Origin of the sequence: Salinibacter ruber DSM 13855 (assembly GCF_000013045.1) — a bacterium.
GTDB lineage: Bacteria > Bacteroidota > Rhodothermia > Rhodothermales > Salinibacteraceae > Salinibacter > Salinibacter ruber.
In genome coordinates this window covers 2,001,939-2,013,288 of record NC_007677.1, presented here as the reverse complement: position 1 = coordinate 2,013,288, position 11,350 = coordinate 2,001,939, and the positions used below count along the sequence as shown (strand labels likewise).

Here is an 11,350-nt window from a genome sequence, read left to right as displayed (position 1 = left end):
TGCAGGCAGGACCGCCCCGCATGCGCGCAATTGAGGGGACGGACTACGCCGACACGACGTCCTCGTACAGAAGAAGTCGGTTTTCCGTGTAGTAGGGCAGAACCGGCACCGAATCAATCCGGAAGCAATAGTCCAGGTCGGCCCCGCGGTCCTGATTGGCGAGCCACTCGGCGTGGTTGGCACCGCGGAGGGCATTGCCGAGGTCGTCCCGATCGGTGTGGTAGAGCGTGTAGGCCGTGTGGGCGGAGTCCGTGACCGGGTACGGCTCGTCCCCGTCCCAGAGGCGATCGAGAAGAAGGCCCGCACAGAGGGTGTCTTCGAGGGCGAGCCGGTTCTGTCGGCCCGCGCAGACGATGGTCACGGCGTCGGCCGTTCGACGGACGAAATCGACGACGCGCTCCGCGTTCAGGAAGCAGGCCGCCACGAGGGTGTCGGCTTCCTTTGTCTGCTCCAGGGCCTGGGTCCCGTTGGAGGTGTTCAGGATGATGTCCCGTCCCTGAACGACATCGTGCGTGTATTCGTCCGGCGAGTTGCCGAGGTGGTACCCTTCGATCTTTTCTCCGTTGCGCTCGCCCCCGAGTCGGTACATGTCGGGGTCGAGGTTGCTGGCGATCTTGCCGGCCTGGGCCATGTCGGTTACGGGCATCACGGCGCGGGCGCCCCGCTCAAGGGCGGTCACGATGGTGGAGCAGGCCCGAAGCACGTCGATGACGATGACCGTCCGGTCCTGGACGTCCCCTTCCGAAACGTTCGAGTGCGTCAAGAAAACTTCAGCGTCCATCGGAACAGCGAGTCAGGTGGAAGGGAAACGGGGGGACAGGGACGGGGGCGCACTCATGTGTCCTCGTGGAACGGAGGCTCCGTCACTTCCACGTCGAACGTGCGGCGCCGGCTTGCGACCTGTAGCGCCCGGCCCGGTTCGGTGTAGGCCGGCTCGTTCGGGACGTAGCCGAGGCCAATGCCCGCGTCGAGGAGGGGCGACTGCGTGCCGCTGGTAACAACGCCGATGGCGTCGCCCCCCGCCGACTGGAGAATGTCGTCGTGGCGCGGGATGCCCCGCTCGGTGGCCACGAAGCCCACGAGTTTTCGCTCCGGCCCGTGCTCGTGAATCTGCCGCAGGGCCTCCCGCCCGATGAAGTCGCCCTTGTCGAGCTTCACCAGCCACCCCAGGCGCGCCTCGTAGGGGGTGATGTCTTCCGTGATGTCGTTGCCGTGCAGGCAGAGCCCCGCTTCGAGGCGGAGCGTGTCGCGGGCGCCGAGGCCAGCCGGCTTCAGGCCACGGTCCGCGCCCGCCTCCAACAGGGTGGTCCACACGTCTCGGGCCCGGTCGGCGGGCACGTAGAGCTCAAGCCCCGGCTCGCCGGTGTAGCCGGTACGGGAGATGAGGGCGGTCTCGCAGTCGAGGAAGGCCCCGCCGGTCCGTTCCCAGAAGTGGTAGAACGACAGGTCGTCCAGGTCGTCGTCGAGAAACGGCTGAGCGATGTCGAGGGCCTTCGGGCCCTGAAGGGCAAGAAGGGCGGTGTCGGCGGAAATGTCCCGAAGCGTGGCCCCCATGGGGTTGTGGTCGTGCATCCACGTCAGATCCCGCTCTCTGTTGGCGGCGTTGAGCACCATCAGGTACTCGTCCTCGGCGCGGCGATACACGATGCCGTCGTCGATGATGCCGCCGTCGGGGGTGCACATGACCGTGTACATCGCCCGCCCGTCGTAGAGTGTCTCGGCGTCGTTGGTCACGAGGTGCTGGACGAGGGCGAGGGCCTGATCCCCCTGAATTAGCACCTCGCCCATGTGACTTACGTCGAACAGCCCGGCGTCGTTACGGACGGCCAGGTGCTCGTCGATGATGCTGTCGTACTGCACGGGCATCTCGAATCCCCCAAACGCCATCATGCGGGCGCCACGCTCCTCGTGGGCGTCGTGGAGGGGAGTGGTGTGGAGGGATGGGGCGGAGTCGGCCATCGGAAAAGACGAGAAGCTACGAGAGAGCAGGAATTGGCGCAGGCAGAGCAGAAAACCTGCAGGCCCTTATGATACCCGACGGCGTCAGTTTAGTCAACGAAGGAGAAATGATTTTGCGGGTGATTGCTACGGGCGGCGCGCTTCGTATCCGGCCGCCGACAGCACCGCGACGGCCTCTTCGGCGTCCCCCGCGGTCTCGAATGCCAGTCGAAAGGTGCCCCCGGTCCCGTCCCGAATGGTCTGAAGCTCGATGTCCTTGATGTTGAGGTCCGCGTCGAGGAGGTGCCCCGACAGTTCGTGGATGACGCCCTCCTCGTCCGGGGCCCGGACGTAGACGTCGGACAGCGGGTGAAGGAAGCCCTTGCTGTCCTGGGGCATGGCGTCACGGGCCGTGCGGGCCTCGTCGAAGGCGTCCTCGAGGGCGTCCAGGTCCTCCTCGATGAGACGGTTGCGGAGGGTGCGCAGGCCCCGACGCAGGCGGCTCAGGGCGTCGTGGATCGCCCGCTCGTTGCCCACCAACACGTCCCGCCACACGTCGAAGGGAGAAGACGCGATGCGCGTCATGTCGCGGAACCCGCCCCCGGCGAGCTGGAGGGCAAGATCGCGGTCCGCGTCGTCTTCGGTCGTGGCCACGAGGTTGACGAGGGCCACGGACAAGAGCTGCGGCACGTGGCTGGTGGCGGCGACGAGGCGGTCGTGGCGGGGGGCGTCCAGCACGAGCGGCCGGCTGCCGGTGGCCTCGATCAGCTCGACGAGGGGGGCCAGCCCCTCGTCCAGGGCTGCCTCGTCGGTGTCCTCCGGCAGGCAGAGGCTGTAGACCGCGTTCTCGAAGAGCAACGGGTCGGCGTGGTCGATGCCGCTGTGCTCGGCGCCGGCCATCGGGTGGCCCCCCAGAAATGTGGCGTGATCGGGGAGCACGTCCGCGGCCTGATCGAGCACGGGCTCCTTCACCGAGGCCACGTCGGTTACGAAGCACCCCTCCGGAAGGGCGTCGGCAATGGTGTCGAGCAGCCGGACGGTCGTGGCGAGGGGGGTGGCCAGGACGACGAGGTCGGTGTCCGCGACGGCCGACAGGGGATCGGCCGCTTTCTCGTCGATGGCGCCCCGTTCTTCGGCCCGCTCCAACACCTCTGGCCGGTCGTGCCCGACGATCGTGATCTCGGGCTGGCGCTGGGCCCAGGCGAGCCCAAGAGAGCCGCCGATGAGGCCCGTTCCGATAACGGTAAGACGTTCGATCATGCGCGGGGGAGGCGTGGCGAAAAGACGAGACATTCCTATCGGGCCGTGCAACCGGATCCGATTCGGGACAAGAATGCACGCCGGGGCCGCAACGGATGTTCGCTAGGGACGGCGGGTGCGGTCCGAATTGCGGATTAACAGCGATCCAGGGGGCGCCGGAGGCCTCCCCACTCGTGGCATCGGCCGACGAAGAACGGGCGAAGGAAGCGCTTTTTGTTCCCACGAAATGCCACAACGGGGGCCTCCGGGCGTACGAGTCGTTGATCTTCCGCTGGCTCAGCGGAGGGCTTGCTTCCTGCTGGCGGGACCGGTCGGAAATTTCAGTTCATCCAATCACGACACGAGCCCATCCAGTTCGATGATCAAGAAAGTAAATAAGCAGTCCAGCGATCGCGTCAAGGTCACGTTCGTCCTTCCGGAGGACCATCCGTACGAGGGGGAGGTCTCGGTCGTGGGGGACTTCAACGACTGGACGTCCGGCGCGCACCGCTTCGTCCGCCGCAGCAACCAGACCTACAGCACGAATGTTCTGCTGCCCGAAGATGCACGTTATGCCTTTCGCTACTACAGCGAAGAGGACGGGTGGATCAATGAGGAGGAGGCCGACGACTTCGAGCCCAACGGCTACGGAACGACCAACTGCGTGGTGACAACGTAGCGGGCCTGCCGGAGGCGGGACATATCGCTACCGAGGAATGAGAAAGGGAGGGGGCCAGTCCGTGCGGGGGAAATCACGGAGGCAAGGCACGGCCCGCCCGGTAGCGCCGCCGCTGGGCGCGTCCGAAGCCGGTCCGTACACCGCGGCCGTCCCTCCTGTCGACCGCGTGCCCGGCCCCTTCTCGTTCGTCGGTGCTTTCGGGCATCGGCCGTTCCGGAGCGGCAGTCCACCGGGACGCCCGTGGCCGGGGGGCGGCGGCCTACCGGACCCGATCGGCAATCCCGTCGACCGTCTTCAGGGCGTCCCGCACCATGGGGACGGTAACCCGGAACGGCTGGTTGTGGATCGTCTCTGCATCGTCGCAGGCTGCTTCGGCGACGGTGTCGAGGGGACGACCCGTTGGATCTTCGATCCCGATGTCGGCAAGCGTGACCGGCAGGCCAAGCCTCCGGGAAAACGCGATATAGTCCTCGACGACGCTGCTCTCACGGCCCTCTAGAAGGAGTTGGGTGATGATCCCAATGTTGACCTTCTCTCCGTGCGTGGCCTCGTGCGTGGCGTCGAGCTGAGTGAGCCCGTTGTGGATGGAGTGTGCGGCGGCGAGCCCTCCGCTCTCGAACCCGAGGCCGCTGAGGAGCGTGTTGGCCTCGGTGACGGCCTCCACCGCTTCCGTAACGGCATCGCGCTCTACTGCGTCTATGGCCGACAGCCCGTGGTCCCGCAGCGTCTCGTAACAGAGCCGGGCGAGTTGATGGCCCGCCCGAGTGGGGGTGCCCCCGACGATGGTTTCTCCCTCCGAGCGGAAGGTGGCGTCGGCCTCGAACCACGTCGCGAGGCCGTCGGCAATCCCCGATCGGAAGAAGCGCGTCGGAGCGGCCGCAATGATTTCGGTATCGACCAGCACGAGGTCAGGGTGCGCGTCGTAAAACCAGTATTCCTCAAACTCGCCGCGGTCCGAGTAGATGACCGACAGCGCACTCGTCGGGGCATCCGTCGAGGCAACGGTGGGCATCGAGACCATGGCGCCGCCGTCCAGGCCTTCGCGAACGGCCTTGGCCGTATCCAACGCCTTGCCGCCCCCCGCGCCGACGACAACGTCGGTGTCGTGGGTGCAGGCGATTCGCGTCAGTCGCTCGGTCTCTGCTTCGGAGGCTTCCCCTTCAAATTTAGCGGCCGTTGCGTCCAGTCCTGCCTCCGCCAGACTGGTCCGCACGCGATCCTCGACGATTTCGAGAACGGTATCGTCGGCCAGAAGCAGTGCCTGTTCGCCCAGGGACGCCGCGTGGGTCCCAATCGCGTCGACAACGCCCCGTCCTTGCACGTATGCTGCGGGGGACTGAAAAACGTCTGCCATAGCTCATCTGTGACTGTTCATTGAAGTGACGATGCGTCTTGCCCTTCCGGAGGACGTTTGCCTCCTCCGGGCCGGACGGCCCGAGGTATGACCGCACATCCTCCGGCGGGACGGCCGGTCGGCGGCCCTCCGGAGGCCATTGTGTTTTTCCGGCCACGGCCCGGATAGGTTCTATAATTTAAGATAAGAAAATATTCTTTTATCGTCAGAGTCGGGGCCTTCCAGCCCCGCTCGTCGTGGGGTTAGTTCCGAAGGGCAGAGGCGATGTCTTCCGCCGTCTCCGACGGGTTGAACGAGTCCTCACGCAGGTTCGTCAGCACGACACACGTGCCGCGGGGGGAGACGACGAACCGTTTGGGGTCGCCGTCGGCGTCCGGAAAGGTGACCTCAATTGAGCGGTCCTCCTCGGCGGCCTGCTCGCGCAGGTCCGCAATGCGGGCGGCGTCGGGGGGCGCATCGAGGGCGGGGGCAGAGTCGGGCATCGCAGGGACAGTCGAGTGGTGAACAGAGCGAAATGAGAAGAAAACAAGCACTCCACGTGAACGCCCCACCCTCGGGGGAGGATGGGGCGCCTGTGGGGCAGGATCGGCCCTGGGTTATTCGGTATCGGCCGGGCGACGGAGGCTCGTGACGAAGACGAACCCGTCGGGATTCCGGACCGCCATCCGGAACGCATCGCCGGGCTCGACGCTCCGGTAGACCTCCATGAAGGTGTCCATGTCCGAGATCTGCTCCCCGGCCATCTTGAAGATAATCTGTCGGGGCTGGAGGCCCGATTCGCGGATCATCCGGTTGGACTGGTCCACGCCCGTGATGACGACGCCCTGGGCCTCATCGAGCCCGAGGCGTCGTGCCATTTCGGGCGTGACGCCTTGCAGCTGAAGGCCCAATTCCTCCTGAAGCGCCTCGGCGGTCGACGGGCCGTTGCTCTCACTGCGGTCCTCGGACGACGCCGTCATGCTCTCGCCGCGGGCGCCGAGCGTGACCGTAAGGGTGCGGGCCTCCCCGTCACGATTGATCTGGAGTTCCGCCTCCTCCCCGGGGCGCATGCTGGCGATCTGGTTGCCGAGCTGGAGGTAGTCTTCCAGCGGCGTCCCGTTGATGCCCGTGATGATGTCGCCGGCCTCAAGGCCCGCCTCGTCCGCGGGGGCGCCCTCTTCCACCTGCGAAACGACCGCCGACCCCTTCGGAAGATTCTCGTTGTCGACGAGGGTCTCGGGGGCCCCGCCGTAGCGGATGCCGAGGTAGGCCCGTCGCACGTCGCCTTCCTCAATGATCTGGGTGGCGATGCGCTCGACGGTGCTGGACGGAATGGCGAACCCGATGCCCTGGTTGCCGCCGGACCGGGACACGATGGCCGTGTTAATGCCTACGAGCTCCCCCTGTAAGTTTACGAGAGGCCCACCGGAGTTGCCGGGGTTGATGGCCGCGTCGGTCTGGATAAAGTTCTGCACCCCACCGCCCTGACTGGAGCTCCGGCCCCGCTGTGGGCTGGCCTGAAGGCGGCCAAGGGCGCTGATGATGCCGGCCGTGACGCTGTTGTTGAGTTGGGGGTCGAGGGGGGAGCCAAACGCCATGACCCACTGCCCAACGCTGACCTGCTCCGAGTTGCCGAAACTGATGGCCGTCATGTCGGACGCATCCACCTTGAGCACGGCCAGGTCCTTGTACGGGTCGGTCCCCACGACCTCGGCCTCGTATTGCTCGCCGTCCAGGGTCTGGACGCTCAACCGCTCAGCGTCCTGAATCACGTGGTTGTTGGTGACGATGTGTCCGTCGGAGCGCACGACGACCCCGGAGCCGAGCCCCTGCCGGACCTCGGGCTCCGACGGCCCGCGCTGCCCAAAGAACCGCTCGAATGGGGTACCCTCGAACGGGTTGCGCATCCGGCGGTCGACCACCTTGGCGGCGCGGATCTGGACGACGGCCGGGTTGACGGACTGGGCGACTTCCGAAAATGCCGTCTCGAACCCGTTGGGCGTGTTGGGGGGAGGCTGCTCAATTTGCGTAGACCCATCGAGGTTTGCGGCCTGACTGGAGGTGCCCACGGCGTCGCCCACCCCAAACAGGTTGGCCCCCGCGGTGGCAAACAGGATGCCGGCCAAGAAGGCGCCACCAACAACGACGGCGAGAGAGACTTTGCCTTGCGTGCTCATTAAACGTGCGGAAAGTCGTAGGGAAAGAACGCGATGAAGGGGCGAGGCCTCGGCGTCGAGCCTCTCAGATCGTCGCGACCCGGCCTTCTACCTCTCCTAAACGGACGGCTGCCGGAATTTCGTACCGCCCCCTGTGTGGGAATTGTAACAACGCGGGGCTGCCGGGGGAAGTGCCCCGGCCGGCCGCGGCACCCACGCTACAGCGGCACCCACGCTACAGGAGGGGAGCTACTACGCATCCCCGGGCACGCCCGGCTGCGTCATGCGCCGGATGTCCAGGTACTCGTCGAGCTCGTCCTCGTCGAGCAGCCCCATCCGCTTCACGACCGTCCGGACGCTCTCGCGGTTCTTCGCGGCCGTCTTCGCGACCTCGCTGGCCTTGTCGTAGCCGATGGCCGTGTTGAGGGCCGTCGCGACGGAGGGGTTCAATTCCAGAAGCTCCCGGCAGCGCTCCCGGTCTGCCTCGATGCCCTCCACGCACTTGCCGCGAAAGGCGTCCACGCTGTTTGCGAGCAGGTCGATGCTTTGCAGCATGGCGTGGGCCATCACCGGCATCATCACGTTCAGCTCAAAGTTGCCGTGCGTGTTGGCGACGGTGAGGGTCTGGTGGTTGCCTGTGACCTGCGTGGCGACCATCATCACCTGCTCGCTCTGTACCGGGTTCACCTTCCCGGGCATGATGGAGGAGCCGGGCTGGATGACCGGAAGGGTGATCTCGCCGATGCCGCTCGTGGGGCCGCTGGAGAGGAGGCGCAGGTCGTTTGCGATTTTGAGCAGGGCCGTGGCGAGGGTGTTCAGGGCGCCGTGGGCGTCCACGTAGAGCTCCTTGCCGGCCTGCTGGGCAAAGTGGTTTCCCGTCTTGTAGAACGAGAGCCCGGTGGCGTCGGTGAGATGCTGGAGGGCCGTTTCGGGGAAGTCCTCCGGACAATTGAGGCCCGTGCCCGTGGCGGTGCCGCCGAGGGTGACCTCCGAGAGGCGGTTTGACGCCAGCTCAATCCGCTGGATGGCGTGCTCGATCTGGGCCGCGTACCCGCCGAATTCCTGGCCCAGCCGCACCGGGGTGGCGTCCATCAGGTGCGTCCGGCCGCTCTTGAGCACGTCGTCGAAGGCTTCGGCCTTCTCCTCGAGCGCGCCCTGCAGGGCCTCCAGGGCCGGCAGCAGGTCGTGCTCAATGCCCACCCGGGCGGCGACGTGGAGGGTGGTCGGGATGGTGTCGTTCGACGACTGCGACATGTTGACGTCGTCGTTGGGGTGAACCGCCTTGCTGCCGCGGTCGGCCCCCAAGAGCACCGACGCCCGGTTGGCGATCACCTCGTTGGCGTTCATGTTCGTGGAGGTGCCGCTGCCGGTCTGAAAAATGTCGAGCACGAAGTCCTCGTCGTGCCGGCCTTCGATCACCTCCTCGGCGGCGTCGACGATCGCCTCGGCGGTCTCGTCCCCCAGGCGGTCGAGGTCCTGATTGGCCCGGGCGGCGGCGCGTTTGACGTGGCCGAGCGCCTCGATGAAGCGGCGGGAGAACCGAAGGTCGCTGACCGGAAAGTTTTCTTTGGCCCGCTGGGTCTGGGCGCCGTAGAGGGCCTCGGCGGGGACGCGCACGTCCCCGAGGGAGTCGCTTTCGGTTCGGTAGTCGGAGCTCATTGCGGAGTAGGAAGCGGGTGAGGTGGGAAGCGAAAGGGCACTGCTCAACCTCGGCGTCGAGCGGGGGAGGATCAACAGACCGGGCGTCTTCCAGGACAAGCGGGTTCCAGGACAAGCGGGCGCTCTGGGGACGGCACGCTGTTCGCGATGTGGGCCCGGGCCGGCCCGGGACCGTCCGTCAGGGGCCGGCGGCGGCCTGCGGTCGGGCAACCCGGAATCGGAAGCGCGCCGCTCTCGGCCTGCCGAATGCGATCGACGGCGGCCGCGTTTTCGTGTTGAAGCGCCCGTCCCAAATAAAATCCCCGCTCTGCGCCGCTGGGCGGCGAAAAGCGGGGGCGGGGTGGTCAGGGGCGGATTCGAACCGCCGACACACGGCTTTTCAGGCCGTTGCTCTACCACCTGAGCTACCTGACCTCAAAACACACACGAATGTACCGGTTCCGGCTGCGCTTGTCAACGACCGTTCCGGTTGTTTCACTCCCCCTTCAACGGGGATTGGTCGCGTGGGGCAGAGATGGACTGCCCGCGATCAGTCGGCCCCTCCGAACGGCGCGCGCCCCACATCAGTTTCGAGCGCAGGGTGTGGAAAAAGTGTTGGCCGGGGAGTTTGACGAGGTTGACCGCGTGGTTGGCCCGCTCCACACTGAATTCCAGGTTGTGCTCGTCGAACATCGTGCTCTGCCCGTCCGCGGCAAAGACGTACGGCTGATCGTTCTCACGGACCTGGCAGGTGATCGTCGCGTCGGCCGGGAGGACAATTGGGCGGACCGTGAGGGTGTGGGGGGCAATGGGGGTCAGGATGATGGCGTCCACCCCGGGGGTGATGATGGGGCCGCCGGTGGAGAGCGAGTACGCCGTGGAGCCGGTCGGGGTGCTGATGATGAGGCCGTCGGCCCAGTAGGTGTTTAGCGGAGTGCCGTCCACGGCCACCTCAATTTCGATGAGGCCGGCGGCCCCACTGCGGTCCAGCACGAATTCGTTGAGGGCCCACTCCGTGTCGAGCCCCGAGTCGGATTCCAGGTCGGCCTGGAGGGCGAGCCGCTCCTCGGTCCGGTAGTTCCCGGCCTCTAAGGCATCGATCGCGTCGTGGATTTGGCCGATCTCAATGTCGGCGAGAAAGCCGAGGCGGCCGATGTTGACGCCCAGGAGCGGCGTGCCGTTCGGCCCCGTGCGGTGGGCGGTGCGCAGAAGGGTCCCGTCCCCCCCAAACGACAGCACGATATCGCCGGCCGCCGCCACGTCGTCCACGGCGTGAGCGCGGCACATCTCCTCGTCGACGAGGCCCTGCTCCACGAGGCCGGTGGCGATGGGCTCGTGGATCCGAAACGGAAGGTCGTCGTCCGTCAACCGGTCGATGAGTTTTGCCAACGGGGCCCAGAGCGCGTCCTTGGTCGGGTTGCCAGTGATGCCGTAGACCATGTAGCCCGAGGTGGTTCGGAGAGGCGACGAACAACGCGGTTTGCCCCAGCGCCAACACCCGTCTCAAAGCTTCCGGTCAGTAGAACGTTCCGACTGGGGAGCGACGCCGTGTGGAACAAATTTTTTTGTTCTCAAATAATTGACTTGTCTCGGCACTTCCGTCTTCCGCACGAGGCGAGGCCGATTCTGGACGCCTCCATCTGCAATATCGTTTTCTCTCGAAGATGAGTCCCGCCATGCGATGTCTCGGGGGAATTATCGCCGTCCTATGTGGTCTCTTGGCCGTTGGTCCGACGCGGGCCCAGGTCGACTCGTCGCCGCTTCGTTTCTCGAACGCAGGCCTGTCGGTCCAGGCGATGTTCATGGAGCGGGCGCCGGTCGCCACGGGCATCGCGGCGCATGCCGGCTGGGCGTTGACGCCGGCGTGGGACCTGCGGGTCGGGATCCGCCGGGACGCCGTGGTGCAGCGGGACATTCGACGGGCGTACGGCAGTCGCGCGGAGTGGGCGGACCAGCGCCGATTTAGCGTTACTCCAGCACTGGCATGGCGGCCGTTCCGGTCGGACGGCCCCCTGCATCAGTCGTTCCGGGTGTCGGTGGGGCCGACGCTTCAGATACAACGCGGAGAGCAGGTGCGGCGCCTCGGGGCCATTGAGGGGAGCATGTCCCTCGACCGATTGACTGCGGACTCGGGGCGGAGGGGCGACAACACGTACCTCGATCGGTCCGGAGCAACCCCGCTGCTCCTGCGAACCGACAATACAAACCGGACGAATGTAGGGGTCACCGCGGAGCTTCAGTACGGACTGACGTACGAGGCGGTGACCGTGGAGGCGCTCCTCACCGGGCGACGCATGACGGGCGTCGATGGGGCAACCGTCGGGCTCGGGGGGCGCGTGAGTGTGGCGCTCTGAGCGTCCGCGTCAG

The 11,350-nt window shown here is 66.3% G+C and carries 10 protein-coding genes and 1 tRNA gene; 2 read left to right on the top strand and 9 right to left on the bottom strand.

What is annotated here, in order from left to right:
• Positions 1-43: 43 nt before the first annotated feature.
• The 3 genes from SRU_RS08555 to SRU_RS08545 all read right to left on the bottom strand — a co-directional run bounded on the left by SRU_RS08555 (position 44) and on the right by SRU_RS08545 (position 3,198).
• Positions 44-781 (bottom strand): 2-phosphosulfolactate phosphatase, encoded by a 738-nt coding sequence (locus SRU_RS08555; protein WP_013062096.1) that lies wholly within the window; start codon positions 779-781, stop codon positions 44-46.
• Between the two features lie 53 nt (positions 782-834).
• A complete protein-coding gene (gcvT, locus tag SRU_RS08550) occupies positions 835-1,959 on the bottom strand; it encodes a glycine cleavage system aminomethyltransferase GcvT (RefSeq protein WP_011404363.1) in 1,125 nt (374 codons plus the stop codon).
• A 126-nt stretch (positions 1,960-2,085) separates the two neighbouring features.
• On the bottom strand, positions 2,086-3,198 hold the full coding sequence (locus tag SRU_RS08545) for a prephenate dehydrogenase (protein WP_103017275.1): 1,113 nt from the start codon (positions 3,196-3,198) through the stop codon (positions 2,086-2,088).
• 358 nt (positions 3,199-3,556) lie between these two features.
• On the opposite strand from SRU_RS08545, the gene SRU_RS08540 reads away from it, so the two are divergent.
• A complete protein-coding gene (locus SRU_RS08540; RefSeq protein ID WP_112904105.1) occupies positions 3,557-3,856 on the top strand; it encodes an isoamylase early set domain-containing protein in 300 nt (99 codons plus the stop codon).
• Positions 3,857-4,115: 259 nt separating this feature from the next.
• Here SRU_RS08540 and SRU_RS08535 read toward each other — a convergent pair whose 3' ends face one another.
• The 6 genes from SRU_RS08535 to SRU_RS08510 all read right to left on the bottom strand — a co-directional run bounded on the left by SRU_RS08535 (position 4,116) and on the right by SRU_RS08510 (position 10,423).
• The gene (locus SRU_RS08535; protein WP_011404360.1) at positions 4,116-5,210 is read right to left on the bottom strand and encodes a glycerol dehydrogenase; all 1,095 of its coding nucleotides are present in this window, start codon (positions 5,208-5,210) and stop codon (positions 4,116-4,118) included.
• A gap of 242 nt (positions 5,211-5,452) precedes the next feature.
• A complete protein-coding gene (locus tag SRU_RS08530; protein WP_103017272.1) occupies positions 5,453-5,692 on the bottom strand; it encodes a hypothetical protein in 240 nt (79 codons plus the stop codon).
• A gap of 114 nt (positions 5,693-5,806) precedes the next feature.
• On the bottom strand, positions 5,807-7,366 hold the full coding sequence (locus tag SRU_RS08525) for a trypsin-like peptidase domain-containing protein (protein ID WP_013062091.1): 1,560 nt from the start codon (positions 7,364-7,366) through the stop codon (positions 5,807-5,809).
• A 231-nt stretch (positions 7,367-7,597) separates the two neighbouring features.
• The gene (locus SRU_RS08520) at positions 7,598-9,004 is read right to left on the bottom strand and encodes a class II fumarate hydratase (protein ID WP_011404357.1); all 1,407 of its coding nucleotides are present in this window, start codon (positions 9,002-9,004) and stop codon (positions 7,598-7,600) included.
• Positions 9,005-9,345: 341 nt separating this feature from the next.
• Positions 9,346-9,418, bottom strand: a tRNA-Phe gene (locus SRU_RS08515).
• Between the two features lie 60 nt (positions 9,419-9,478).
• Positions 9,479-10,423: an NAD(+)/NADH kinase gene (locus SRU_RS08510; RefSeq protein WP_112904103.1), complete on the bottom strand. Its 945-nt coding sequence runs from the start codon at positions 10,421-10,423 to the stop codon at positions 9,479-9,481.
• A gap of 236 nt (positions 10,424-10,659) precedes the next feature.
• Here SRU_RS08510 and SRU_RS08505 point away from each other — a divergent pair, with 236 nt between their 5' ends.
• On the top strand, positions 10,660-11,337 hold the full coding sequence (locus SRU_RS08505; protein ID WP_237701687.1) for a hypothetical protein: 678 nt from the start codon (positions 10,660-10,662) through the stop codon (positions 11,335-11,337).
• Positions 11,338-11,350: the final 13 nt, after the last annotated feature.